Genomic DNA, 26,772 nt, shown 5'->3' with positions numbered 1-26,772 from the left:
TGAACGAATCTGTTCTTCCACTATAATGCTTCCCAGAGGCAGGTACAGAAATTCCGGGCTTTCCATTATTTTCTTTGTTGCCATTTTTTATCCCCCTATTTTATTTTTTTATATACAAAATATTACCCGATGAAAATAAATAAATCAAACAAATCATGATGATATGGTATTGTCAAAATCTGAATGAAAAATTGATAAGAAGGTTGAGTAAAGATATGCCCTTAAAAGTCATAATAAGGGGGAGGCAACAGGAAGTATGGGAAATGAAGAAAGATTTCTTCATTTCCGCCTGATTCACATAAACGTGTATGTGAATCAGGCTTGGGTGGTCAGCGGCATGGCAGGGATGTTTCAGATTCGGATGGGCTGTGAGATTTGCAGGCCGCAGACGTACTCAATGTACGTCGGAGGATCGCAAGTCGAAGCAGAGCGCCGAAGATGAATATCCCAATCATGCCGCTTACCGACCAGGAGAAAAAGTTAATAAATACTCAAGAAACAAAACAATATTATGAAAACTTTTGACAAGACAAAACAGCTTACTGATTTTTCACCGGCTCTTTAGCACCGCCGCCAAGAAGCTTTTCAATCAACGGTATGTCTGCTCCTTCAACGTGCCTTCCGTCTATCCAGAACTGGGGAGTACTGTTAATGCCCGTTGTGGCTGCAATATGTTTATGCTCATTGATAAGCGCTTCCACTTTTTCATTTTTACATACAGTAAATTTCATATTGTCAAGTTGACCGTTCATCGCATCTTTGTATGCCTTTTCCTTATCCTTCTCGCAAAATATATACCTTATTTTCTGCTCCGCATTTTTATGCATTGGAAGCGGGAGAAAAAACACATATCTTACAATATTTTCCTGTTTTGAAAGATATTTTGATGCATCCCTGCAATACGGACAATCCGGATCGGTAAATTCAATGATAATACGTTCACCCTTTCCGAATTTTAAAGCTTTTTCAAGAGATATTTTTTTGACTTTTTCCGTTATAATAGCACTCTTACTCTCACTCGTCAGATTTTTACCTTCTGAATTCCATATGGAACCGGTAAACAGATAATTTTTTTCGGGAAAATAATATAATATTTTTCCCGGCGTACTTATCTCATACATACCCTCAATATCTGCTTTCCGTATACTTTCGGCCTTAATCTCCGGAAAGGCTTGTTTAAATTTTTCCATTACCTTTGTTGCATCCACATCGGTCTGTGCAAACGTTAACATTGAAAAACCCGCCAAAATAATAAATAAAAAGAACACAACAGTTATCAGTCTTCTCAGCATACCATTCCTCCTTGCAGTATAATATAAAGTATTTGACGACCTTTTTGTACTGTGTTATTCTCAAAATTGCAGGAAACAAAGCTATGAGTTTTAAGTGTTCGACTTTTCAGACACCGTCTACGCACTTAGCACTCATCTCATATTATAAAGGAGGTTCATATGTCAACAATATACGACGTTTTCGCCCGGGAAGTGCTGGACAGCAGAGGTAATCCCACAGTAGAAGTTGAAGTTGCGCTTGAAAGCGGGTCTATAGGCCGGGCAATCGTCCCTTCCGGCGCATCAACCGGCGAGAGGGAGGCTCTTGAACTGAGAGATGGGGATACAAAAAGGTATAAAGGAAAGGGTGTCCAGAAAGCAGTAGACAACGTAAACCAGACTATAGCGCCAAAGATTGAAGGATTCGATGCACTTGAACAGGCATTCCTTGATAATTTTCTTATTGAACTTGATGGAACAGAGAATAAGAGCAACCTTGGTGCCAATGCAATTCTCGGGGTCTCGATGGCAGTTGCCAGAGCAGCTTCGGAATATCTTGGATTACCCCTGTACCGGTACATAGGAGGCATCAGACCAAGAGAGATTCCAGTACCCCTCATGAATGTAACAAATGGCGGAGCCCATGCTCAGAACTCCCTTGATGTGCAGGAATTTATGATAGCACCTGTCGGTGCAGATAGCTTTAAAGAGGCACTCCGAATGGGAGTTGAAGTTTTTCATACTTTGAAGGGTGTGCTTAAAGACAAGGGATATGCCACAGGGGTAGGCGACGAAGGAGGCTTTGCGCCACAGATCGCTTCCACAAAAGAGGCCCTCGATACCCTCGTTACAGCTATCAAAAAATCAGGATACAAACCAGGAGAAGACATACTTCTGGCCTTGGATGTCGCTGCAAGCGAACTTTACAAAAAGGGCAAATATCATATAGACGGTAACGTATTAACCAGCGATAAACTGATTGATTTCTATGAATCACTCATAAATGATTACCCCATCATTTCAATAGAGGATGGGTTTGCTCAGAATGATTGGAAAGGATGGAAAAAATTTACGGATAGATGCGCATCAAAGATACAGATTGTCGGCGATGATGTATTTGTAACAAACCCTAAAATTTTCAGGGAAGGCATAATGGAAGGCATAGCCAACAGCATATTGATAAAACTAAATCAGATTGGAACAGTAACTGAAACACTTACAACAATTGAAATGGCAAAAAGGGCGGGATATACCTGCGTTATTTCACATCGGTCAGGAGAAACGGAAGATACTTTTATTGCCGATCTTGTCGTTGCAACAAATACAGGACAGATAAAAACCGGCTCTGCATCAAGAAGTGAAAGGATCGCTAAATACAATCAATTATTGAGAATAGAAGAAGAGATGGAAGGAACTGCGGTCTTCGGAGGAAAAGAGGTATTCTATAGCATAAAACCTTAGAAAATACGGTAAGCCGGGTGCCGGTATACAGGCACCCGGTAATCCATGCTGTGCCCTGAAACATACTGCCTCGTAATAATTATTGCAGTTTTCATTCTTCAAAACTGAATCTTTTCTCTTGAAACAATTTTAGCGATGAGTTCACCACATCGGGGTCATAAAGAATCCCCTTGTTTTGCACAACTTCATCCAATGCTTTGCCAATACCAAGAGCAGGTCTGTAGGGTCTGTGTGATGCCATTGATTCTATAACGTCTGCGACACCTATTATCCTCGCCTCAAGGATGATCTTATCCCCGGCAAGACCTGAAGGGTAACCGGAGCCGTTTAGTCTTTCATGATGCTGAACAACAGCAGTCGCAACAGGCCACGGGAACGCTATACCTTTCAATATGTCGTAACCGGCCTGGGAATGTTCTTTAATGAAACGAAACTCATAATCCGTAAGCTTGCTCGGTTTGCTCAGAATCTCTGCAGGGACAATGATCTTGCCTATATCATGGAGAAACCCCATAACCCGCATCCCTTCGATCTGTTCTTCAGGCAAACCCAATTCCGCTGCAATGGCACATCCGAGCCGTGATACCCTCAACTGATGACCTGCCGTATATGGATCCCTCATTTCTACGGCTGTAGACAAAGCAGCCACAGTTCCGTTCAATGCCCTATGAAGGGTTTCCTGGGTATATTTTCGCTGTTCAACTTCCATCTCGAGGGAGTATGTTTTTTCTTTTATCTTCGCTTCAAGATTGTTATTAAGCATTCTTAATTCATCTTTTGTTTTAACAAGACTCCGGTTCTCATACCGGAGATTTTCATATGTTGAAAAAAGGAAGTTCAATATATGCTGAGGATCTATTGAGGCTTTGACTATTTTATCTTTTGTCTTGATTTCAAATATTTCTTGCCCTTTGCCCCCTGTATACATTTCAGGGTTTGAGAGTATTGAATCCACCGTTGACAGCAGGAGGTTTTCGCTGTAAGGTTTTGTGAGATAATAATCGGCTCCTGCAACAAGCCCTTGAACAATATATCCTGTATCGGATAGTGATGTTAGCAATACGACGGGAATATCCTGAAGTTTAACATCATCCTTTAATGTGCGGCAGAATTTATAGCCGTTCATATTAGGCATCCAGACATCGCTGATAATAAGATCAGGCCTTAAATTCATGAGGACATAGAGTCCTTCAAGTCCATCTTTTGCTGAAGTTACAACATAACCTTCCTGTGAGAGGATTTTATTAAGGATCTCTGCCTGTGACTTGCTGTCTTCTACAATCAGGATGTTTTTCTTGTCACTCATAATTTTTCCAGTGTAGCAATTAACACGATCGAGCACACAAGGCTTATCCGGCAGCATACAGGCAACAGGTCATTCCCTGCATTCCGGACTTTTTGTGTAAACTATCATGTATTATTTAAGACAAGCTGCACAATTCCTTCCAGCGGTACTATCTTGTCTACTGCTTCAAGTTTAATTGCCTCTTTCGGCATACCGAAAACAACACAGGATGACTCATCCTGGGCAATATTGAATGCTCCTGCATCTTTCATTTCTCGCATACCTTTTGCTCCATCATCTCCCATACCGGTCATAATCACCCCTACTGCATTCTTTCCTGCATAACGGGATGCTGAACGGAAGAGCACATCTACAGATGGTCTGTGACGACATACTAACGGTCCGTCCTTTACTTCTACGAAATATCGGGCACCGCTTCTTTTTAAAAGGGTATGCTTGTTTCCCGGGGCAATGAGCGCACGTCCTCTTATAACCGTATCGTTATCCTCTGCTTCTTTGACAGACACCCTACAGAGGCCGTTAAGACGGTTTGCAAAGGCACGGGTGAAGTTCTCCGGCATGTGTTGTACAATGACCATACCGGCTGCATCTTCGGGGAGAGCTTCCAGAAAGATCTTCAATGCCTCTGTTCCTCCTGTAGACGCCCCTATGACCACAACCTTCTCCGTGGTCTGGATCATTGCCTTACTCATCTCTTTCGGGATAACCGCATCTGCCGTAAGTTTAGGCTCTACATGAATAGGTTTCGTGATGCTCTTTTTTGTACGGACCCTTGCAGCGGCTTTTACAACATCGCAAATAAGTATCTTCGATTCCTCCAGGAACTGCTTAACTCCCATTTTGGGTTTCTGGATAATCTCAACAGCACCATATTCAAGGGCTTTTAGAGCTGTTTCCGAACCACTGTCGGTCAGGCTTGAACACATTACAACCGGAATCGGGTGCTGCGACATGATCTTCTGGAGAAAGGTAATACCGTCCATCCGGGGCATCTCTACATCAAGAGTGATCACATCCGGGACCACCTCTTTCATTTTCTCTGCAGCAAGATATGGGTCTCTGGCAGCACCTATTACCTCAATCGATGGATCGGACGAAAGGATTTCCGTCATCGCCTGACGGACTACTGCCGAGTCATCAATGATAAGGACTTTGATTCTGTTCATATGTACCTCTCAATTAATTCATCATTTCCGGGTAATCCAAACCTTTTTTTGGTTTGTATACGGTCATTTCTTGGACAATGAACTTTGGACCGAGTTTATACGTTTTAGCAACACCTTGCCCGTGTGAGTATAGAAGTGCAACTTTCTACCCATTTTACCCCCCACATCGGACACTACAAGCTTAAGATTCTCACTTCTGATAATCTCCAACGCAGCTTCTATATTCTTATGTCCTATTGATGCCGTATCTTCATTCAGACGGTCAATTACATCCGCACCACCCAGGAGTTTTACCTCAATCTCATTTTTCTTGACGCCCATTGTTTCAAATTTGTTGAGCATATAAGAAATAGCACTGTCAACATAGCGAAATACGCCGTGTCCTTTTGAATAAGGACTTTTTGGCAGCATTGCATGGCAGATACCGCCTGTCTTTAGCCTTTTGTTAAATATCGTCACAGCAATACATGAACCGAGGATTGTGGAAACCACGGTTGGAATGTCTGAGATATATAGTTCTCCAGGCTTCAGGAAGACTCTCAAGCAATTCTCCTGTATATTGTTGGCGCTACCTGAGTCAAGGGTACATCCATACCGAAAAGTGTTTCAGAATGTCCCATAAAGAGATAGCCATCAGGAGATAAATACTGGCAAAATTTATTTAAAAGTTTCTCCTGCGTCGGTTTATCAAAGTATATGATAACATTCCGGCAGAAGATCACATCCATTGGTTCACGAAAGCCAAAGTCTCTGTCCATAAAGTTTAATCGTCTGAACCTGACCTGCTCACGCAGTGCCGGCACAATACGGTATATTTTTTTTGTCATATCCTTACTTTTCAGTAGGTACTTTTTTCTCATGTCATAAGGAACAGGGTTTATTCGTTCCTCATCGTAAACGGCATACTTCGCCTTATCAAGAACTCTCGTAGAAATGTCCGTCGCAAGGATAAGGAAGTTAAAACCCCTGTTAATATTTGCGAAATCACTTAACACCATAGCCAGCGTGTAAGGCTCCTCACCGCTTGAACAGCCTGCACTCCATACAAAAATATTTCTTCTGGTACCGGCAAGATGCGGGAGGACACTGCGGCTGAGATATTCAAAATGGGCAGGCTCCCGGAAAAAATCTGTCTTGTTCGTGGTAATCTGGTCTATCATGTCCGTCATTTCTTCCTGTATGCCTTCCGGGCTGAAGAGATAATCACAATAATTGGAAAAGGATGTAAGGTTCAGTTTCCTCAGTCTCTTCTGAAGCCGAGCCTCCAGCATAGTCTTTTTTGAATCAACGATATTTATACCGCACTCGTTGTAAATAAAATCCTTAAGACGTGAAAAGTCCTTGCCGGACATGATGACCGTTGAACTCTGTGAATGCTCGTTACTGATCATATTTATCTGCCTCACAGTAAAAATAACATCTTAATGTGGAATGAATAGAATAGTATCCGGAGTAATTCTGATTGGTCGAAATTAACCATCTTACATTTCATGTTCCTTATTTTCCATATTATGGTTTTCGGTTAAAAAACAACAGATATTAAGCTTTATTTTTATACGGTATTTATTTGGAAAACATTTACTTTTTTCTACTGATTTCCTGCCAACTCCAAATCCTCGCCTGCCCCTATTTCCTCTACGACAGTGATTTCCTCAGAGGATTATGTCATCTTTGATTTTATTTTTTCTGGAGCTTCATTTTCAGGACAACGCACGTTTCATCGGTTAATTCACATTTATTAGGGCATGGTTCGATATGTATTGTAACATCTATATTCTGTATCTTTTTAATCATCTTCGTTTCTATTGCTTCAGCCAGATTGTGTGCTTCTTCAATTAGCGCCTTCCTGCATATCAATAAATGGAAATCCAGATATTTTTTGTTGCCTGCCAGACGGCTTCTCAGTTTGTGGTGCCCGGCATAGGGGAAGGGCATAGCATTAATAATGTCTCGAATTTCTATTTCTATCTTTTCAGGAATGCTGGTGTCCATAAGTCCTGAGAGCCCGTCCCTGAATATCTTTATCGCGGAAAAGATAATAATTAAGCCGATTATGACCGCAAACAACAAGTCAAAATACGTTTTGCCCGTGTAATAGGCAAGAACAATCGCAACAATAGCAGCAGAGTTGGAATAGAAGTCACTCGTATAATGGAGGGCATCAGCCATGAGCGCATGCGAGCCGGTTTTCTTTCCGACCACTTTCAGAACAGTTGAAATGGCAATAGTAAAAACAAGGGAAAAAACCATGACCCCGATATCGAATTTTGAATAGGTAATTGCTTCTTTATCGATGAATTTTTCAATAGCTGTATAGATTATTGCAGCCCCGCTAAAGACAATAACAAGAGATTGAATTATTGCAGCCAGATCTTCTGCTTTTCCATGACCGTACTGATGTTCATGATCTGCCGGTTTTGCAGCCTTCTTTATGGCAAAAAAGTTCATGCCGGACATGAACACGTCCAGCAAACTGTCAAGGCCTGAGGACATCACTGCCATAGACCCTGAGATCAACCCTACGGAAAACTTACCTGTTGCAAGGATTGCTGCAGACACGATCGCGAATAAAGAGGCTTTTTGTTTTATATCCATTGAAATATTATTTAATGCTTATTGAGTTTAAATATTCAAGAATAATAATTGTCTCCTATATACAAAAATATATGTCTTGTCTGCGCCAGGGCTAATACCAATTCGGATTCATGCATAGAACGAGGCGACGACGACGAGCCGACGCAGGCGTACTACCAGCACGTCGAGGAGTGCGAGGAGGAGGCAACAAAGTTATATGATTGAAGGCGAATTGGTATAAAACCTTCCCTGCAATCCATAAGATTCAGCCGCATAATCCATAATTTAGTTTAAAGGAATATCCCCAAAATACAAGAAAACGGTAATGGGCCCGTTCGATAAAGTGGAAAAAACGTGCTATTTCTGCTAAGCTATGGCGGTTTTAATCTTACGGGAGTTTTACCTTGGGATACCATGGACAATCTTGATGTTATAGTAATTGGTGCAGGTCATGCAGGCTGTGAGGCTGCGCTTGCTGCTGCACGTATAGGCGTAAAAACCCTTCTTCTGACAACCAATCTGGATCATATAGCATTCATGTCATGCAACCCTGCTGTAGGAGGGCTTGGCAAGGGGCATCTTGTAAAAGAACTGGATGCACTGGATGGCGAAATGGGTAAGAATATCGATGCCACAGGTATTCAGTTCCGCATCCTTAATATGAAAAAAGGACCTGCTGTTCGCGCTACCCGCATCCAGGCAGACAAAATGAAATATGCTCTGAGAATGAAGAAAGTACTGGAGGATCAGAAAAATCTCTCCTTACGGCAGGGCATAGTAGAAAAACTTCTGATTAACAACAACACGGTTATCGGCGTCGAAACACAGTGGGGAGAAAAGTTCTTTGGAAAATGTGTTATTATAACAACAGGAACATTTTTAAGAGGGCTTATTCATGTGGGTCTGGAACATTTCGAGGGAGGAAGGATGGGGGATGCACCCTCTGTCGGCCTCTCCCTGTGTCTCAAAGAACTCGGTTTTGATATAGGTCGTCTCAAAACAGGGACATGCCCCCGGCTTGACGGAAGGACAATAGACTTTTCAAAGCTTGAGCCACAGCACAGCGATGACCCGCCACAACCTTTTTCTTTCCTGACAGGGACAGTCCATAATAAACTTGTTCCTTGCTGGCTTACATATACAAACAAAAAAACCCATGATGCAATCAGGTCGGGATTCGACAGATCACCCCTCTATACAGGGAAAATAAAAGGTACCGGAGTCAGGTACTGCCCGTCTATTGAAGACAAAATAGTACGATTTCAGGATAAAGAACGACACCGTATATTTATCGAACCTGAGGGTCTCGACACTATAGAATATTACCCGAACGGGCTTTCCACGAGCCTTCCCCTTGATATACAGTTAAAGATGCTCAGAAGTATCAACGGTCTCGAACATGTGGAGATTACACGACCGGGTTATGCGATAGAATATGACTTTGTATATCCCACACAACTATATGCCACCCTTGAAACTAAACTGATAAGCAATCTTTTCCACGCAGGACAGATAAACGGGACAACAGGCTATGAAGAAGCAGCAGCTCAGGGCATGATGGCAGGCATTAACGCTGCATTAAAGGTTATAGATAAGGGGATATTCTGCCTTGGCAGGGATGAGGCATACATTGGCGTTATGATAGATGACCTGGTTACAAAAGGGGTTGACGAACCATACAGGATGTTTACATCAAGGGCTGAATACCGGCTCCTGCTTCGGGAAGACAATGCAGACCTGAGACTCACGGAAAAAGGTTATGTCGCCGGTATTGTGAGCAAAGAACGTTACGAGAAGGTAGTGGAAAAAAAGAAGAAGATCGCCAGGACGCATGAGATGTTGCAGTCGATAAGACTTAAGCCTAATGCTGAAACGATTGAAATGTTAAAAAACAACGGTTTTGAAGGCATAAAAAACCCTGTCACGCTTGAAGAACTTCTCAAAAAACCGGAAGTGACCATGGACAGCATAAAACGGATAGAACCAAGCTTCAACGACCTGGAAGAAAATATTGCATATCAGGTGGAGTTAGATATAAAATACCGGGGCTACACTGAAAGACAACTTGAGATGATAGAGAAGACAAAAAGACTTGAAAATATGAAAATTCCCTCTGAAACCCCATACATTGACATTTCCGGCTTGTCGCTGGAGGTAGTGGAAAGATTATCAAAGATCAGGCCTTTTACCATAGGTCAGGCATCCAGAATTCCGGGTATTACACCGGCAGCCATAACAGCATTGATGATACATTTGAAAAAAACAGGAACACTGTAAATAAAATGTTGAATGTTGAATTTTGAATGTTGAATTGAAGAGTCAAAAAGCCGACAGCCTGGCTGGTGGAGGGGCGACAATTTACCCGAGGGACGAAGGACGTTCAGTCGCTATACTCCTTCGGACGTAGGACGTAAATGCATTTACTTGCGTCCCAGCGCAAGCGGACGTCCAAGCGAACATAAGTGAGCGGACATCCTTCGTGCATACGGAAAGGCGGAGGGGGCGACGTGAGCCCCAGTAATTGAGGACATAGTGGAAGATAACAACAGCATTATTAAAATCTGGTTAGCCGATTTCGGAGTTGATACTTCGGGTATCGGTGATATGTCACTATATGAAAAAGAACTGGTAGGCCTGGAAGATTCAATAAAACAGAGGTTACCATTCGCCGTCTCTTTTGGTCTTGTATTGTCAAAAGGTATTCTGGATACTGTAATGGACGGGCCCAACCCCCTCTATCTTCATCATTACAGGCAGTTGAACTACAGGCTCGACATGATAGCATATCTGCTCTCAAAGGAAATTGAAAAAAAAGGCTACAGAGCTTTACCCTTCGGCGCCTCCCAGGTTATAGACTGGCGTAACCAGAAAGGGCATATTTCCCATAAACATATAGGGGTTTTATCAGGTATAGGATGGATAGGCAGAAACAATCTCCTGGTACACCCTGTTTTGGGAGCCAGAGTCAGATACAATGCAGTCCTTACAGATATGCCGCTTATACCGGACAAACCGTTTGACGGAGATTGCGGGGCTTGCATGGCATGTATCGACAAATGTCCGGCCGGATCGATAAAAGATACTCAATCCTTATTTGACCATAAAGGATGTTACGACATGATTACCCAATTCAAAAATAAAAGGAACCTCGGCCATCATATCTGCGGCATATGCATAGAAGCTTGCAAGGGAGGCGAATGAAAGCAGCAAAGGCATTCATTGCCCTTGAGGACGGAGCTATATTTGAGGGGAAAAGCTGCGGGATAGAGGGTGAAAGGGAAGGGGAAATAGTTTTTAACACCAGCATGACCGGCTATCAGGAAATTATGACAGACCCCTCATATAAAGGACAGATTGTTACAATGACTTACCCCCTCATCGGCAACTACGGCGTAAACGAAGACGATATTGAATCAGTCAATCCGAAGGTAGAAGGATTCATTGTCAGAGAATTAAGCAAGATTGCAAGCAACTACAGGTCTCAGGACGATATTGTCAATTACCTTCACAGGCATAACATATTAGCCATAGAAGAGGTTGATACACGAGCCCTTACGAGGCATATAAGGGTTCAGGGCGCAATGAAAGGCATCATCTCCACGATAGATTCGGATCCCGAAAGTCTTGTAAAGAAAGCAAAGGCATCGAAGGGCATTATCGGCAGAGACCTTGTTAAGGAAGTAACCTGCACGGAACCCTATATTTGGAGCAACAGAGAAGAAGATCGGGGTTCGCAGTCCAGGATTAACCGTCCGGACTATTCACCATTCACTATTCACCATTCACTATTAAAGGTTATTGTCATGGATTTCGGGGTGAAGATGAACATTCTTAGAATGCTCAATAAGTCCGGCTGCCATGTAACGGTTGTTCCTGCAAGTACATCTGCAGAAAATATATTTGCAATGCAAGCCGATGGAGTGCTCCTTTCTAACGGTCCCGGCGACCCTGAAGGCGTGCCTTATGCCATAGAAGAAATAAAGAAACTTATCGGCAAAATCCCTGTCTTCGGTATCTGTCTCGGTCAACAATTACTTGGCCTCGCATATGGAGGAAGAACATATAAACTCAAGTTCGGCCACCGCGGGGCAAATCAGCCCATAAAAGACCTGGCAACGGGAAAGGTCTATATAGTTTCAGAAAATCATGGCTTTGCCGTAGACATTGATTCAATAAAAACAGAATCAGTAAAGGCAACACATATCAACCTGAACGATAATACAATTGAAGGACTGGAACATGAGACTTACCCTGTTTTCTCTGTCCAGTACCACCCTGAAGCATCACCGGGACCACATGATGCATACGGACTGTTTGCAAAATTCACCGATATGATGAAGGAGTTCAGGAAGAAAAAAATATGAACCAGTTCGTGGTTCATAGCTCATAGTTCATGGCAAAGAAAATTCGCATAAATCAGCCAGGAGCAATGAGCTAAATGCCGAAAAAGGATCAATATGCCGAAACGAACAGACATAAATAGCATACTTATCATAGGCTCCGGCCCGATTGTGATCGGCCAGGCCTGTGAATTCGATTATTCAGGAAGTCAGGCATGCAAGGCGCTGAGAGAGGAAGGCTTCAGGGTAATCCTTGTTAACAGCAACCCTGCAACGATCATGACAGACCCTGATATGGCAGACCGGGTTTATATTGAGCCCCTTACACCCGAAATACTTGAAGAGATCATTAAAGTTGAAAGGCCCGATACGATCCTTCCCACTATCGGCGGTCAGACAGCCCTTAACCTTGCCACAATCATTTCAGAGAGGGGCATCCTCGATAAATATAATGTAGAGCTGATAGGCGCTGATTACAAAGCGATTAGAAAGGCTGAGGACAGGGAAGAGTTCAAGGCTGCTATGGAAAATATCGGTCTCGAAGTGCCCAGAAGCGGCCTTGCCCACAATATGGATGATGCAAAGTGGGTGGCTAAAGAAATAGGCTTTCCGCTCATCATAAGGCCAAGTTATACCCTCGGAGGCACAGGTGCGGCGGTTGCATACAATATAGAAGAATTTAAAGTCCTCGCCTTAAGAGGCCTTGAGAGCAGCATGACCACAGAAATCCTCATCGAGGAATCCGTCATAGGCTGGAAGGAATATGAACTTGAGGTTATGAGGGACAAAAAAGACAACGTTGTCATTATTTGTTCCATTGAGAACTTTGACGCCATGGGCGTGCACACAGGCGACAGCGTCACTGTGGCGCCGGCACAGACCCTGACAGATAAAGAATACCAGGCCATGAGGGACGCCGCTATCAAGATCATAAGGGAAATAGGCGTTGAAACGGGAGGTTCCAATATCCAGTTTGCCGTACATCCGGATACAGGCAGGATGACAATCATTGAGATGAATCCCAGGGTTTCCCGGAGCTCAGCCCTTGCGTCAAAGGCTACAGGATTCCCTATTGCAAAGATCGCTGCAAAGCTTGCAGTAGGATACACCCTGGACGAAATCCCCAATGATATAACAAAAAAGACCCCGGCATCGTTCGAGCCGACCATAGACTATTGTGTTGTCAAGGTTCCAAGGTTTACCTTTGAAAAGTTTAAAGGGGCGGATGAGACTCTGACCGTGCAGATGAAATCCGTAGGGGAGGCAATGGCCATTGGAAGAACCTTTAAGGAGGCGCTGCAAAAGGGCTTCAGGTCGCTTGAAGTTGGTGTTTACGGAATCATGGACGAGAGACTTCCGGGTATACATGACCCGCTGTTTATAAAACAAAAACTGATTACCCCGAACAAAGACAGGGTATTCTATATTCGCCACGCATTAAAGGCAGGCATCGATATTAACGAAATTTATGAGCTCACAGGCATAGACAGGTGGTTTCTGAAGAATATTGAAGAGATTGTGCAGTTTGAAGCAGAAATAGCCGGGCAGGATGATTTATCTGAAGAACTTATGCTCAGGGCAAAAAGATTTGGATTTTCCGACAGGCAGATAGGCACTCTTATCGGCAAAAACGAAGAAGAGATACGTGCAGCAAGAATCAGTATGGGCATTAAAAGCGTTTTTAAGCTTGTTGACACATGCGCCGCCGAATTTGAGGCATATACCCCTTATTACTATTCCACCTATGAAAAAGAAGACGAATCAAGGATCTCTGACAAAAAAAAGATCATGATCCTGGGCGGCGGGCCAAACAGAATCGGCCAGGGTATAGAATTCGATTACTGCTGCGTCCATGCCGCTTTTGCGCTGAAAGCACTCGGTTATGAAACTATCATGGTAAACAGCAACCCTGAGACTGTAAGCACAGATTATGACACATCAGACAAATTGTATTTTGAGCCTCTTACCTTTGAAAATGTGCTTGATATTGCAGAACGTGAAAAACCGGATGGCGTAGTCGTTCAGTTCGGCGGACAGACGCCGCTCAACCTTGCAGTGGCCTTGCAGAAATCAGGCGTACCCATAATAGGAACAACACCGGAAAGTATAGACATGGCAGAAGACAGGGACAAGTTCAAGACTTTGCTTAAAGAACTGGACCTCACCCAGCCCGAAAACGGCATAGCCATATCATTTGAAGAAGCAAAAGAAGTAGCAAACACGATAGGATATCCTGTTGTGGTGCGGCCGTCCTATGTGCTTGGCGGCAGGGCCATGGAAATCGTTTATACAGACGGCGACCTTATGAACTTCATGGAAAAGGCAGCCGAAGCGTCACCGGATAAACCGATCCTGATAGACAAGTTTCTTGAAGATGCCATAGAAATAGACGTAGATGCCGTTGCCGACGGCGAAACCTGCGTAGTTGCAGGCATCATGGAACATATCGAAGAAGCCGGCATCCATTCGGGAGACAGCGCCTGTGCATTGCCGCCCTACTCTCTCGATGACAAGGTGATCGACAAAATAAAGACATACACATATATGCTTGCTAAGAAACTCAACGTTATAGGCCTCATGAATATCCAGTACGCCGTAAGAAATGATGTGATTTATGTACTTGAGGTAAATCCCCGTGCAAGCAGAACCATTCCATTTGTCAGCAAAGCCACCGGCATCCAGTGGGCCAAGGTAGCTGTCAAACTGATGGTAGGGCTAAAATTGAAAGACCTTGGAATTGATAAAGAGGTTGAGATAACGCATGTAGCCGTGAAAGAATCAGTCTTCCCTTTCAATAAGTTTTACGGGGTTGATACGATCCTCGGGCCTGAAATGAAGTCTACCGGTGAGGTCATGGGAATAGACATGAATTTCGGCGCTGCCTTTCTCAAGGCACAACTCGGCGCAGGCCAGGACCTCCCTGCTTCCGGAAACGTGCTCCTGAGTGTAAAAAACAAGGATAAGAGGAATGTAGTATTCATCGCAAAGAAGCTGTCCGACCTGGGTTTTAAGATATTTACCACAAAAGGAACCGGAAAAGTCCTCGCAAACAACGGGATCGATGTAGCTTTCGTCAATAAGGTATCTGAAGGTAGACCACATATCGTTGACATGATCAAGAATGGTGAGCTTCAATTTATCATTAATACACCAAGCGGCAGAAATCCGATGCAGGATGAAGTAAGTATACGGGCAAACGCAGTCCAGTACAAAATCCCATACACAACAACCCTTTCCGGTGCACAGGCCATGGTTAATGCCATAGAACACATTAAAAAAGGCGGACTTCAGGTCAAAGCACTGCAAGATTATTTCAAATAAATTTATTTGTAACACATTATCGGTTGCATATTTTAAAACATTTGCTATAATTATAAATCATGGGAAAAGCTGATAAGCTCCTGAAAAGGTTAATTTCTAAACCAAAAGATTTCACTTACGATGAGTTGAAACGATTGTTATCGGTATATGGATATAAGGAGGCCAAAACAGGTAAGACATCAGGATCGAGGATTGCATTTATAGATCATGCAACACAGCATATTATCAGGCTACATAAACCACATCCTCATCCTGAGCTTAAGCAGTACCAGATTGATGCTATTCTTGAAGAATTGAAAAGACAGGGGATACTACAATGAAAGATATTATGATGCACAAAGATTTTATCGGAACAGTCCATTATAATGCTGATGACGAGATATTCCATGGCAGGATTGAAGGCGTCAATGACCTCATTGCCTTTGAAGGTAACAGCGTAAAGGAATTGAAAGAGGCTTTTATTGAGGCTGTTGAAGACTATATCCTTCTATGCAAGGAAACTGGAAAAGAACCGTTAAAATCATGTAAGGGCAGCTTTAACGTCCGCATACCGCCGGAATTGCATATCAACGCTCTTATCCAGGCCACGACAGCAGGAATATCACTGAACCATTTTATCAAAAAAGCAATCGAACGGGAATTGGCAGACATAAGTCAGAACAAACACCGTGAGCATTAAAGAGCTGTTTCGATTCACCTGCCCTTTTCTCCCTGCTCACACCTGTGGCGGTCTTTTCTTGCCGTATGGGGTTATAAAACTCTGTTGCTGTACAAAATTACAGAAAACCTGTAGTTCATAGAGATATGTTTCAACGTCTTCCCGTATATAGGTTCCAATACCCTTTTCAAAGACTGTTTTTATTGATGCAATACTTTTAACCTGTTTCTTTACAGGTATGGGTTTTGTTTTAGTCGGTTCAGGTTTGACTTTTTTGTATGCAGTGAGCATTCTTTCCAAGGTAATGTAAGTAACCGGCGTCTTCAAAATGTCGGTAAATATCGTCATAAGATCCGGGCAATCAAGGTTGGCGGCAAAGAGATACCCCTGGGAAACAGGCAGGTTTCCTGACCTGATTTCGGCCTGAATTTCAGGAGAAAGTTTTAAAAGTGATAGTCCGTTGAACAGCGTCTTTGTTGACTTTCCGGAGATTTCAAGAATTGCCGCAAACGTTGCGGCAATTTCGGCAGATACTCCGTCAGGTCTTCTATCATAGCTTACTAATTCGTTCATCACCCCGTTCACATCGAATCCCTTATCGGGATGTTTTGCCTGAATATATGTAAGTATCCCTTTTGCCTGATCGATGGGATTCAGGTCTTCCCGCTGAAGGTTCTCCGTCAACTGATAAGCCAGTATCTCATCCTTCTGGGTGATCGTATTGACGATACGAGCAGGGATGGATTCCAGATCAAGCTTTTGGGCTGCAAGATAACGGCGTTCCCCGCATAGCAGCAGGTATTTGCCGTCTTTTGGTGTTACAAGGACAGGTTCTAATACACCCCGGTCTTTAATCGATTCCATGAGTGCCTTGAAGGAATCACTCTCCGTATCGATCCCTGAACGAACCTGTTCTTCCACTATAATGCTTTCCAGAGACAGGTACATAAATTCCGTACTTTCAACTGTTTTCTTAGTTGCCATATAGTTCCCCCTTTTTGAAATTCAGTGAACGGTTTCATCCCGCTTAATGCGGGACATAGTGAATAGCAACACACACACCCTTTGCTGGGGTTATTTATCAAGGAGTAACTTTACAGAAAAGGTTGAGATACCAAGAAGTCATAACCCGTTTAGCGCCCTTACCACTGTTCACTATATACTATGTCCCGCATAAAGCGGGATTAAACCGCACACTATTCACTGCCTTTAATCCCCCGTGATGCCGTTCCTTATTGGAATTAGCGTCATGCTTTTTGCAGGATTCTCAAAAAGCTGGTTGCATTAACAATCTGTATACCGCTATAATGTTTCAGATCAAGCAGATGTTTATCGCCGGAAACTATGTAGTCTGCTTCCCCTTCAACGGCACAGTTGATAAATTTATCATCTTCCGGATCTTTCTTGATTTTCATAATTTCGTACGAATCTTCTGTTAAAATTGTACCCTCATAAAGAAAAGAAGCGATGTCATCTATGATAGCTTCATTGAGGCCATATTTCGTGTATATGCTATTCCTATGGAGAACTTCAAGGATTTCCCGATTTATCAAAATCGAGGTCACAACTTTGAATGTTTCTTCCTTTGATAGTTCAAGAAGTTTTCTTGTTGAGCCCTTTGGTGATACGATACCACTGACAATAATATTGGTGTCTAAAACAGCCTTAATTCTATGCATTTTTTCTTACATCGGAAATGGCCTGTTCGACATCGGTTAGCACTTCCTTTGCTGTGAACCTTTTATTTTTATTGCCGAGCTGTTGAAGTGCTCTTCCAAAACGCTCCTGCCAGGAAGGGACCTTTTCCTTGTCCAGCTTTCTCCTGAGAAACATTTTTTCATCCAATTCAAGCTGATCCACAACAGCAAGAAGTTCCTGAAAAGAAATGTCGAGTTTTAGAGTTCTCGTAGCCATAAAAACCTCCTTACTTCCTGGGGTTACAAGTATAAATGATATAGAGTTTATACTTTCCCTTGCATAATTTCAAACAAATTGAATGCCCTCGGATCCATTCCCGGAAACTTGCTTCGTATAAGAGGCCGTCACTATTTTACCTTTGATACCCATGGACTTGCCTCGTGGTAATTCATTGTTTCAGTTTATGTTTTTCAGATTCCTTGACTTTCATCGTTCTGAGCTATCCCCTTTTATGTTTCTTCCCAGCCTTACCTTTTCACTCACCTGCATCTGCTGAGTTATTTATATCCTTATGGCTGTCCATCGCCCATTCGAATGCAAAAAACAAGACCTTACCCCATATCCCCTTCATCTGTTGCCAGTATTCACGGGCGTGGTCGAGTGAGCGCGCAGGATCGCTCATGTCCCGTAACCGTTCGTATCCCACCTTTGCCAACCATAGTTTTATCGGTTCTGCTTTGGGACTTGGAACAGACTGAATAAGCCGTAACAATGTTTCCGGATCAGCAGCATCGGTCAGGTATTTTTTTCCGTCTGCAGATTCCATTTTCAGTTGGTTACATTTTGTAACCGACTCACTGCCTTCTTTTTTTAAACGGTTTTTTAAAACTTTCCAGTAGTTTCGAGCCGCCTGATAATCAGATTGCTGTATTAGAACCTGCAAAATATCAACCACTGAGAAATACCATGTTTCGGTATTCTCATCATAGTGGCGGCGGATTTGTTTTCCTTCAAAAACAGCTAATGATTTCTCTGTCATTGCTATTCATCTCCTTTTTTATCTACCGTTGATCGACCCCCTCGATGATGCGTATTGCCCCGCGGGTCAATACCTCGGAGTTTCCTCTGAGAAAGTTAGCGCGGTCTTGTCCTGCCATTGCCGCGGGGTACTTCACTTCCGGGATGTCCTGCATCTTTTTCATGGTGATGCTGACCGGATGGGAATGAGGTAAGCGTTTTCAAACATTGCCTTTGCCTCTACTGTCTTTGTGAGATTATTAGGAATTTCGGAAGTTATGGTATATTTCGGTTTAAACATCTCTCCCCTCCACAATCGCGATGCTAATCACCTTTCCTGTCCCGTGTCAAGGCGCGACCCCTTTCTCTTTTTCCTCGAGATGATGGATTCATACATTTATATCCTCTTTGCAGAATTGAAAACATTTTTTGTTAGGAACTACCTCTATCAAATAGGGATTTGTGATATTTGCCTTGCCTGTACCTTTTTTAATTGCCGTTATGAAACCGTCCAAATTAATCCGCTTTAGGTTCTCCTTATCATACCCAAAACCGAGGAAATAGATATTTTCAAAATCTGTACCTGCTGGCCACTGTATCGGCTTTCCGCTGTAATCCATAAGGTTGCAGTTTGTATATGCAGTTTTCATCTTGTCTGTCTCATTATTTTTGAGCTCGAAGGGAGTCTCAGTGAATGTTCCTAACGATCCGTAAACATGGCATACTTTTGATCTTATGAACTGCTGTCCTCGACTATCTGACTCGCCGGGATAATATTTCTTAATATACTCCGAGGCAAAATATTCAAAAACACGATCATAATTGAAGGTTACAACATTTAGTTTTTCCAGAACCTCGTCGAACGGATACTTGCTCAGCTTTTTAAATAGTTCTTCAATCCAGTTTTCCTTTTGAATCGGCATATTTTTTTCGAATAAAGCTAGTTCCAATCCTTTAATCAAATATGCTATAGCAAATCGAGCCACATTTCTTGCATTATTATCCAATTTACCATTTTGGATTTTTTCGTAGATAAAGTGATCTATTGTTGGCCCAGAAATGTTCAAAGATCTTAAATATTCATGTTCATAGTGTAGTACTACTTCCCAAAGTTTACTTCTTAAAACATGAACAGAACTCATTATATTATATGTAAAAACCTTATTGATTTCATTCATCAGGGCAGACAGGTAAGGACCTTTATCTGTCTCAGGTGGGCAAATCCAATCTGTTGTCAGGTGGTAATTGATTTCTTTAATTAATTCGTATCCTGTAGGGAAGGGTTCATGTATATCCTTACTGGCTCCAGCACCCAAAACTATAAGAGTTTTTTTCATTTTCATTGTCTGTTCCTCGTCTTAGGAAAATTTAAAGTAGATTATCTTCTTGGCGGACATATCAATCATCCTTTTCAGAATACTTTTGAATGATGGTTCTTAAATCCTCTCGATGGGTTTCGACAAATCTGATGGATGTGCTTAGCTCACCAAGTTGAAGCGGGATTTCGAGCTCTTCTGAATTAAGCAACAATTCTTTCAGAAGCTCCTTTTGTAGCTTTTCGCTCGTGATGAATTCTTTGTACATGGCTGCACACACTGGGCAAAGGGCAAGAAACTGGGCTTCGTGTTCTTTAGTGAAATAATCTCTAGAAAGTGCTTCAATAGCTTCAAAATAATATTCACCATTGTGCTTTTTGAAGGGCATCTCTTTCTGGCATATTTGACAAAACATCTCGTCTGTGTCGTCGTTTCTGTACTGCTCGTTAAGCCACTTACGTGTATATGAAGTTGCCTCGGTAACCCGAACTGATCTTGTTCGTAGCTTGTATTCCTTCTCAGGGGCTTCGGTAAGCTCTTCGACAAGTGCTTCGCGTCGCCGCTCCGGGTTAGATACCGGCCTTGTAGGGAATATCGACTTGTTATTCCGTGCCACAATCGCATCTTTCCATCTTTGGAATTCCTCTGGATGTTGCCTCATAAGCTCAATATCATCAGCTTTAACACCGGCCTCTTCCGCGAGGATAGCAACAACATCCTCTTTCATCCCTAACAGATTTGCCAGTTTCTCGTCACGATTGAATGAATCTGGAAGGTCAACTAAACGCAGTTCGCTTGGTAAATGAGGAACATCATCGCCATCTTTTGGCAACCACGCATTGTTGTAAAGTTGTTTTTTCCAGGTAGCATCAAATATGACGGATCGTTCTTGATAATAAAACCATTTGTATTCACCTTCATAGAATCGGTAATGAGAACTTTTTTTGAGATGCTGCAAGAGGAAATTCCACAAAATTAGTGAATATATATCAAACTGATTCTTCCCTTCCGAAAATCTCAACAAGAAATTTTCTATCCCATCGAGTGTGTAATCGGTTGTTTCGATGTCCCTTGTATGTCCTTGGTTGCCCATTAGCCTTATTTTTTCGTCCCAAGGCAGGGCAATCCTAATTTTCATAAAGCGTGGCTTGTTCTCGACTCCAATCTCACACCACTCCTCTCCACCCTCGATTTCGTCTAAGAACCACACATCAGGATTTCCGAGGAAATAGTCCAAAAGCTCTTGCGTTGGAAAATATATATCCACCGGTTTTTTGAATGATACTTTACCATTCTGATCGACAGCTTTTAAAAACGGCGTCCGACTTGCGGCCTGTGTCACTTTCCTTTTTCCAGCTTCTGAGTCTGCCTTCAACGCGCGCAGGATCTTTTGAATGTCGGACACATGTTCGCTTGATGAAATAGACGACATATCTGGTCCCGTGTATTTGGGTAGAACCTGTCTCACGATGTCATCAAAAACATCAGGCTCCTTTAATTTTAGTCGCTCAAGGAAATCCTTTACTTTTCCATGGTTGGCAATTGTCCGCTTTACAATAGGGAAATCAGTCTCTTCCGGAGGAGGCAAGAAAGCATTTAGTGTTACACCATCGGACCGAAAAGGCACAACTTGACTGTTGTCTTGGAGCCGCAAGATAGGCTTGGATCGGAGAAGCCCTGCCGCATCCCCAGCCCAGCGGGAAGGACGCCAGAGACCCTCTTGACCGGAAAGATATTCATAGAAGTCTACAAACCAATTGTCACCCTGATTCGCCAGGAACGATTGGGTAATCTTCCTTGCAAAACTGTCTGGAGTGACCTCCTCGATATGAAGCTCGTTCAGCAGGTAAGTGCGGAGGTCGGGTGTACGGTCCTGCGTTATTTCCCCTACCAACCATTTGATCATATTCTTTGACTGGAACAGTTGGTAAAGTTGGTCCTGATTCAAAAGCTTCCTCAGATCAGCACCGCGAGATAGCTTTGCGTTTTGCGCGGATACAAAGGTTCCATCATCTGCTGGGAGTAAGTCTTCGTTAATGAGCGCGTTCCGAACAGCATCGACAATCGGATAAAACATGCTATCTTTTGGGAAATCATTTATCCTTACAGGCAACGCTTCTAAAAGAGAGACAGATATTAGCCCTAAATCCTTTAGTTTTGGTAATGCATCAGTAAGTAAATGAGCTGTCTCTTGCACAAGAGTTTTATTCCAATCATCCTCTTTGGGAATATTGTCACGCGAGGGAGTTGTTCTGTACGGGCCCTGAATAAGGAAACTGAATCTGGTCGGCTTCTCGGTCGGGAAATAGACCACCAGCGGTACATCTTTCATCCCTGAAATAATTTCTGCTTCATTTTTAGTACTGGTTTTAAGCTGGAAACCGATCTCAACCAGAACCTGATAGCTGCCATCAGGGACCGGTACTGGCCGTTCGAAGACAAGCCAGTCCTCATCCTCATCCAAACCGTTATTTTGACCGATAACGGTAACCTGCCTCGCAGGGCCCCTAACTACTTCCTCACGCAAATAAACACCATCTGTCAGGTCCGGCAATTTATATTCAATTTCGTTGATTTTTCGGAGAAACAGGAGAGTTCTGGCGCTTAAGTTGCGTAGACGCGCGCTGATCTCGCGGCATGCTGTTTCCGGATCGATGCCAACTGCATCAAAGGCGAAAACAAAGAGGGTAGTCCATGAATCTCCAGTTCTTCTTGGTTCTACAGGATAAGGACGAACGTAACTCTCGATTCTAAAGCTTTCAGCCCCCGAGTGAACTTCCGGCTTGGACGTATAGGCGTAAACAGATTTGAAACCGATTCCAAATTTCCCGATTTGTGTTAGGTCATCCGCCTTCGTGCCCTCACCGACACCGCACACGCCTCTGACGTCGAGCTCATTGAAGGGACGACCATCGTGAGTCACTTCCAGTCTATCATTAAAAAGTCTAAACAGGATTCGGGAAGCTCCGGCATCCTCAGCGTTCTGCAAGAGTTCAAAGACAAAGTGAGTCCTGTCAGTATAGAGCCTGCCAAGAAAGGACAGATGGCGAGTCCCCTGGCCGTATTCCAAGATGTTATCTTCTCTGATTTTGTCATAGGCACTCGGCATTTATAGACCTCCCTCATATTTACAAATTCTTATAACCCCATGCACCACTGGCTGGGCGGTTATATCTGCTCGTTCCATAGCTATATCAATCTCCTGGCTTCTCCGGGCATAGTCCGCCTCGGCTGTGACTATCTGCGACTGCCGCATCCGTTGTATATTTTCATTACTTACTGTGTCCAACTGTTCTATGAGAAGTGCAATTCTTGCTTTATGGCTGGAAGAAAGACTTTCGCGCCGAAATCGGGCTATTTCCTGAGTCTGTCTAATGTGTTCATCTCTGGCAGCAGACCATTGATGATAATGTCGGTTGTCGAGTTTTGTCCAGATTGAAACATCGGCAATAGCTTCATTATTGATTTTATCATCTTCAGCTCTTTCAAGAAGTTCAGGCAATAACCGGGCAAGTTCGTCCGATTCAGCAATAACCTGGAGGTGCAGGTCATCCCGGATACCACGGATATGCCACTGGTAAACTGCAAAGGGGTAAATACCCGGACTAATTGCAGGCTCAATCACTTTCAACGTTGTGAACATTTTCTCTTCTATTTTCATGGCAAGCACAGCCTGTCTTGCCAGAGGGTGGAGAGGCATAATAAAAGCGGCCTTCGAATGACCTGATGCTGCAGCAGCATCAAAGGTCACTTCAAGGTAAGGGCTGTCACCTTTCAGCCATGTTTCCCAGGATCGGTAAAATGCAGGGGTCGGTTTTGGCAGTCTCTGAAAGTCTTTCAATAATCTGTCACGGTCTTCCCGGGAAAGACGAAGGTTCTTAAGAACCTTTTCTCCAAGAATGAAGTCTTTACCAGTTCCAAGGGTCTCCTGCAAATAGGAGAGTACAAGATCATGTATAGAATCCTGGGAAAGCCAGAAACTTGTTGCATCGGAAATCTCCTTTTTCAACTGATCTTCAGGCAACCTTATACCGAAAAGCTCAATCTGTTCCTGTTCCAATTCTTCCTGCTCCTGTATTAATCTGATTTTGTTGTCGGCAAGCTGTTGGAACTTATTTTTACGGTCTTCCTCAGTAAGCAAAAAATTTTGAGCTATATTATTTATTTCATGGGCTATTTCACCAAGTATCTCCTCGCAACTGCCAAGGGCATTGTTAAATACACCAATACGAAGCAAACAGCGTTCGTAAATATCTGCATCTATGGTGCCAGGCGTTACAAGGTTGAATATTACCACGCTTTCGCTGCACTGGCCTCTTCGGTCTATTCTCCCGATTCTCTGCTCCACCCGCATCGGGTTCCAAGGCAGATCATAGTTGACGATGCAGTCGCAGAACTGGTAATCCAGACCCTCGCACCCGACCTCTGAAAAAAGAAGCACATCAAAGGCATCATTGTCTTCCAGAGAACGCTCAAAACGTTCACGCATATCAACACGATCAGAATCCGGCGTTCCTCCATGAATCAAACCAACACGGAATCCTTCATTTAGCAATGCAGTATGGAGATAATTGAGCGTATGCCGAAAGCAACTGAAAACCATTACTTTGTTGTTTGCCGTCCGTTGTTTGCCGTCGAGGATGTTTTTGAGAGCTTGTAGCTTAGGATCAATCGGTTCAAGATTCTTCGCAAGATCCAGTATTGTAAAAATTTCAGTTTTAATTTTTTCCGGTTTTATGGCAGAAGTGGGCTCATACATATCATCGGCTTCATCCCATAACAGTTCGTCAATGTGCCTGCCGAGTATATCCTTAAGCAGAGGAGCCAGCCCGAAGAGACAGCTCGCTGCCTGCCTACAGATTGTTGTCATCATGAATCGAACATTTATGTCCCCGTGGAGTCGTCTAAAGATATCTGCCTGGACCTCCAGTATACGGTCATGCAACTCTTTTTGTTCATCTGTGAAAGGCACTTCAACTGTTTGAGGTTTTCTTATAGTGAAATCACCGATATCCCTTCTTCTGGTACGGTTAATAATACCTGAAAAGGTGTGAAAGGACTCTATTTTGTGAATCAAGGTGATCCTGTCTTCTGCGCTTAAATGATCCTGTAAAAGCTTATTTTGCACTGAATTGAATTCAGGATCATCGGAAAGAATCGCATGGCCCCATGGTGTATTAGTTGCTTGTTCCAATGCCCCGGAGGCAATCTCAGTCCATCCCGGCTGTTGGCTGCGAACTGCCGCAACAGCCTCGTTAATATAGGGGTTAGGTTCAGACATGTGTCTGAATGCTTCCTTGTCAATAATGAGATCGGGACGGAGAACATTAAGCAATACGTAAAGATCGTTGCTGCCCATCTGGATAGGGGTTGCCGTGAGAAAAACAACAGCTTCGGCATGGTCGCAGAAAAACTTTACAGCCTTGTAACTATAGGTTGCTTCGTTTCTGATATGATGGGCTTCGTCAACAATCACAAGATCGAATTTCGGGAGCGGGTCAAGACCTTCCAGTCCCTTTTTCCTTTTGCTACGGGTTTTTGGTTCAGTTCCTTCAAGTAAGCCTTTGTCAAAAAGTGAATAAGGCACGATTACTTTTTCATAACGGGTAGGCCATACACCGTCACGGTCCATCTCTGTAATACAATAATGCAGTGTTTTACTATCCAGATGGACGAATTCTTCTTCGAAACGTTTCATTTCAATTTCCCACTTACGTTCGGTAACCATGGGTCGGGGACATATTATAAGCACCGACCGGATGTCGCGGCGTGCCTGGAGTTCACGAAGGATCAAACCAGCCTCAATGGTCTTACCCACACCAACGCCATCGGCAATAAGCAAACGAGGGCGGTCGGATCGGATAAATTTGAGGACAGGGCGAAATTGATAAGGAATGAAATCAACACGAGCGGAATTCATCGAGTAGAGAGTAGATACACTTGGGTGGCGAAGCTGTAAGGCGGTGAGATAGCAACGAAACTGTTTATTCGTCAAAATATGGAAAGAACTGTCGGTCTGCGTTTCAGGTGTTATCTGTGAAGCATAAAAAACCCTGATTTCCCTATCTACAAAGACTCGGTAACGAGGTTCGGGTTCACCCGACAATACCTCAATCACAGCTCCACGGACAGAGGGGTCAGTCTTCAGGCAGACAATGTGACCCACTTTGATATCTGAGGCAGATTGTACTGTTACTAAGGAGGAATTTTCTGCAGCGCCGGTAGGAGAAGGTTGTTCAACCAGCAGGGAACGTTTTGCAGTGGCTATTTGCTGAATCAGGTCAGGGTTTGCTTCAATAATTACGGTAAAACGTTGCAATGTGTCCAAATCCCGGTATATATCATCGGCTGGGAACCCATCCGTCCCTTTGTGTGCCCACCGGTTGCGAATTGTTTGCATCTCCTTGAGGAAATGGCGGGCTTCGGGAGAAAGACACTTTTTTTCAGAAACCTGATACCAATTCTGATCCAGTATGCGCAGCAGGGCAGCCAGGTCCAGAGAGGAAAGGGAATTTGGTCCTTGCTGCTCAAGGCGGCGTCGTTGATTGAAGGAAAGGGACGATAATACCCCATCCTGCCACCAATCATCGTAAATTGCGGGAAGAACCTTCTCCAGATAACCCGATAAACCGACAGACACCTTTTGCAAATATCCAGGCAGGTCATTATCCATATCTCTCCCCTTGTGATGGACAGCAAGTCTA

20 protein-coding genes and 1 pseudogene are annotated in these 26,772 nt (G+C 43.4%); 8 read left to right on the top strand and 13 right to left on the bottom strand.

Annotated elements, in window-relative coordinates:
- The first annotated feature begins 256 nt into the window (after positions 1 to 256).
- Positions 257 to 442, top strand: coding sequence for a hypothetical protein (locus tag NT010_12520; GenBank protein ID MCX5806864.1), 186 nt, complete (start codon positions 257 to 259; stop codon positions 440 to 442).
- Between the two features lie 97 nt (positions 443 to 539).
- Here the strand turns inward: NT010_12520 and NT010_12515 are convergent, their stop codons facing one another.
- Positions 540 to 1,292 carry a DsbC family protein gene (locus tag NT010_12515; GenBank protein MCX5806863.1) on the bottom strand — a complete coding sequence of 251 codons (753 nt, stop codon included), beginning with the start codon at positions 1,290 to 1,292 and terminating at the stop codon, positions 540 to 542.
- Between the two features lie 159 nt (positions 1,293 to 1,451).
- Here NT010_12515 and eno point away from each other — a divergent pair, with 159 nt between their 5' ends.
- On the top strand, positions 1,452 to 2,732 hold the full coding sequence (eno, locus tag NT010_12510) for a phosphopyruvate hydratase (protein MCX5806862.1): 1,281 nt from the start codon (positions 1,452 to 1,454) through the stop codon (positions 2,730 to 2,732).
- Between the two features lie 91 nt (positions 2,733 to 2,823).
- Here the strand turns inward: eno and NT010_12505 are convergent, their stop codons facing one another.
- The 5 genes from NT010_12505 to NT010_12485 form a co-directional block, all read right to left on the bottom strand.
- Entirely contained in the window at positions 2,824 to 4,038 is a 1,215-nt protein-coding gene (locus NT010_12505; protein MCX5806861.1) for a response regulator, read from the bottom strand.
- Between the two features lie 104 nt (positions 4,039 to 4,142).
- Entirely contained in the window at positions 4,143 to 5,204 is a 1,062-nt protein-coding gene (locus tag NT010_12500) for a chemotaxis response regulator protein-glutamate methylesterase (GenBank protein MCX5806860.1), read from the bottom strand.
- Between the two features lie 63 nt (positions 5,205 to 5,267).
- Positions 5,268 to 5,747, bottom strand: a complete 480-nt coding sequence (locus tag NT010_12495; GenBank protein ID MCX5806859.1) for a chemotaxis protein CheD — start codon at positions 5,745 to 5,747, stop codon at positions 5,268 to 5,270.
- Positions 5,744 to 6,595 (bottom strand): protein-glutamate O-methyltransferase, encoded by an 852-nt coding sequence (locus NT010_12490; protein MCX5806858.1) that lies wholly within the window; start codon positions 6,593 to 6,595, stop codon positions 5,744 to 5,746. Before NT010_12490 ends, NT010_12495 begins: the two co-directional genes overlap by 4 nt.
- Before the next feature lie 286 nt (positions 6,596 to 6,881).
- A complete protein-coding gene (locus NT010_12485) occupies positions 6,882 to 7,799 on the bottom strand; it encodes a cation diffusion facilitator family transporter (protein ID MCX5806857.1) in 918 nt (305 codons plus the stop codon).
- 393 nt (positions 7,800 to 8,192) lie between these two features.
- Here NT010_12485 and mnmG point away from each other — a divergent pair, with 393 nt between their 5' ends.
- The 6 genes from mnmG to NT010_12455 all read left to right on the top strand — a co-directional run bounded on the left by mnmG (position 8,193) and on the right by NT010_12455 (position 16,118).
- Positions 8,193 to 10,055: a tRNA uridine-5-carboxymethylaminomethyl(34) synthesis enzyme MnmG gene (mnmG, locus tag NT010_12480; GenBank protein MCX5806856.1), complete on the top strand. Its 1,863-nt coding sequence runs from the start codon at positions 8,193 to 8,195 to the stop codon at positions 10,053 to 10,055.
- A gap of 255 nt (positions 10,056 to 10,310) precedes the next feature.
- Positions 10,311 to 10,979 carry a hypothetical protein gene (locus NT010_12475; protein MCX5806855.1) on the top strand — a complete coding sequence of 223 codons (669 nt, stop codon included), beginning with the start codon at positions 10,311 to 10,313 and terminating at the stop codon, positions 10,977 to 10,979.
- On the top strand, positions 10,976 to 12,142 hold the full coding sequence (gene carA, locus NT010_12470; GenBank protein ID MCX5806854.1) for a glutamine-hydrolyzing carbamoyl-phosphate synthase small subunit: 1,167 nt from the start codon (positions 10,976 to 10,978) through the stop codon (positions 12,140 to 12,142). Before NT010_12475 ends, carA begins: the two co-directional genes overlap by 4 nt.
- A 93-nt stretch (positions 12,143 to 12,235) precedes the next feature.
- On the top strand, positions 12,236 to 15,439 hold the full coding sequence (gene carB, locus NT010_12465; GenBank protein MCX5806853.1) for a carbamoyl-phosphate synthase large subunit: 3,204 nt from the start codon (positions 12,236 to 12,238) through the stop codon (positions 15,437 to 15,439).
- 59 nt (positions 15,440 to 15,498) lie between these two features.
- Entirely contained in the window at positions 15,499 to 15,759 is a 261-nt protein-coding gene (locus NT010_12460; protein ID MCX5806852.1) for a type II toxin-antitoxin system HicA family toxin, read from the top strand.
- Entirely contained in the window at positions 15,756 to 16,118 is a 363-nt protein-coding gene (locus NT010_12455) for a type II toxin-antitoxin system HicB family antitoxin (protein MCX5806851.1), read from the top strand. Before NT010_12460 ends, NT010_12455 begins: the two co-directional genes overlap by 4 nt.
- Before the next feature lie 36 nt (positions 16,119 to 16,154).
- Here NT010_12455 and NT010_12450 read toward each other — a convergent pair whose 3' ends face one another.
- From NT010_12450 to NT010_12420, 7 genes and pseudogenes are all read right to left on the bottom strand, one after another.
- Complete coding sequence (locus NT010_12450; protein MCX5806850.1) at positions 16,155 to 17,081, bottom strand: ParB/RepB/Spo0J family partition protein; 927 nt, start codon at positions 17,079 to 17,081, stop codon at positions 16,155 to 16,157.
- 263 nt (positions 17,082 to 17,344) lie between these two features.
- Entirely contained in the window at positions 17,345 to 17,776 is a 432-nt protein-coding gene (locus tag NT010_12445; GenBank protein MCX5806849.1) for a putative toxin-antitoxin system toxin component, PIN family, read from the bottom strand.
- A complete protein-coding gene (locus NT010_12440) occupies positions 17,769 to 18,011 on the bottom strand; it encodes a hypothetical protein (GenBank protein MCX5806848.1) in 243 nt (80 codons plus the stop codon). The genes NT010_12445 and NT010_12440 overlap by 8 nt, the downstream gene beginning before the upstream one ends.
- A gap of 355 nt (positions 18,012 to 18,366) precedes the next feature.
- Positions 18,367 to 18,774, bottom strand: a pseudogene (locus NT010_12435) (BRO family protein).
- A 367-nt stretch (positions 18,775 to 19,141) separates the two neighbouring features.
- Complete coding sequence (locus tag NT010_12430; GenBank protein MCX5806847.1) at positions 19,142 to 20,095, bottom strand: hypothetical protein; 954 nt, start codon at positions 20,093 to 20,095, stop codon at positions 19,142 to 19,144.
- A gap of 55 nt (positions 20,096 to 20,150) precedes the next feature.
- A complete protein-coding gene (locus NT010_12425) occupies positions 20,151 to 23,177 on the bottom strand; it encodes a hypothetical protein (protein MCX5806846.1) in 3,027 nt (1,008 codons plus the stop codon).
- Complete coding sequence (locus tag NT010_12420) at positions 23,178 to 26,741, bottom strand: Swt1 family HEPN domain-containing protein (protein MCX5806845.1); 3,564 nt, start codon at positions 26,739 to 26,741, stop codon at positions 23,178 to 23,180.
- Between the last annotated feature and the right edge of the window lie 31 nt (positions 26,742 to 26,772).

This window comes from Pseudomonadota bacterium, assembly GCA_026388275.1.
In the GTDB taxonomy this organism is placed as follows: domain Bacteria; phylum Desulfobacterota; class Syntrophorhabdia; order Syntrophorhabdales; family Syntrophorhabdaceae; genus JAPLKB01.
The sequence above is the reverse complement of the archived record's forward strand: the minus strand, read 5'-3'. Positions and strand labels throughout refer to the sequence as shown.

Coding starts and splice junctions, on each gene's coding strand:
- NT010_12515 (MCX5806863.1), bottom strand. CDS start 1,292: ATGCTGAGAAGACTGATAACTGTTGTGTTCTTTTTATTTATTATTTTG.
- carB (MCX5806853.1), top strand. CDS start 12,236: ATGCCGAAACGAACAGACATAAATAGCATACTTATCATAGGCTCCGGC.
- NT010_12430 (MCX5806847.1), bottom strand. CDS start 20,095: ATGAAAATGAAAAAAACTCTTATAGTTTTGGGTGCTGGAGCCAGTAAG.
- NT010_12455 (MCX5806851.1), top strand. CDS start 15,756: ATGAAAGATATTATGATGCACAAAGATTTTATCGGAACAGTCCATTAT.
- NT010_12440 (MCX5806848.1), bottom strand. CDS start 18,011: ATGGCTACGAGAACTCTAAAACTCGACATTTCTTTTCAGGAACTTCTT.
- NT010_12500 (MCX5806860.1), bottom strand. CDS start 5,204: ATGAACAGAATCAAAGTCCTTATCATTGATGACTCGGCAGTAGTCCGT.
- NT010_12460 (MCX5806852.1), top strand. CDS start 15,499: ATGGGAAAAGCTGATAAGCTCCTGAAAAGGTTAATTTCTAAACCAAAA.
- mnmG (MCX5806856.1), top strand. CDS start 8,193: ATGGACAATCTTGATGTTATAGTAATTGGTGCAGGTCATGCAGGCTGT.
- NT010_12420 (MCX5806845.1), bottom strand. CDS start 26,741: ATGGATAATGACCTGCCTGGATATTTGCAAAAGGTGTCTGTCGGTTTA.
- NT010_12425 (MCX5806846.1), bottom strand. CDS start 23,177: ATGCCGAGTGCCTATGACAAAATCAGAGAAGATAACATCTTGGAATAC.
- NT010_12445 (MCX5806849.1), bottom strand. CDS start 17,776: ATGCATAGAATTAAGGCTGTTTTAGACACCAATATTATTGTCAGTGGT.
- NT010_12450 (MCX5806850.1), bottom strand. CDS start 17,081: ATGGCAACTAAGAAAACAGTTGAAAGTACGGAATTTATGTACCTGTCT.
- NT010_12485 (MCX5806857.1), bottom strand. CDS start 7,799: ATGGATATAAAACAAAAAGCCTCTTTATTCGCGATCGTGTCTGCAGCA.
- eno (MCX5806862.1), top strand. CDS start 1,452: ATGTCAACAATATACGACGTTTTCGCCCGGGAAGTGCTGGACAGCAGA.
- NT010_12505 (MCX5806861.1), bottom strand. CDS start 4,038: ATGAGTGACAAGAAAAACATCCTGATTGTAGAAGACAGCAAGTCACAG.
- carA (MCX5806854.1), top strand. CDS start 10,976: ATGAAAGCAGCAAAGGCATTCATTGCCCTTGAGGACGGAGCTATATTT.
- NT010_12520 (MCX5806864.1), top strand. CDS start 257: ATGGGAAATGAAGAAAGATTTCTTCATTTCCGCCTGATTCACATAAAC.
- NT010_12490 (MCX5806858.1), bottom strand. CDS start 6,595: ATGATCAGTAACGAGCATTCACAGAGTTCAACGGTCATCATGTCCGGC.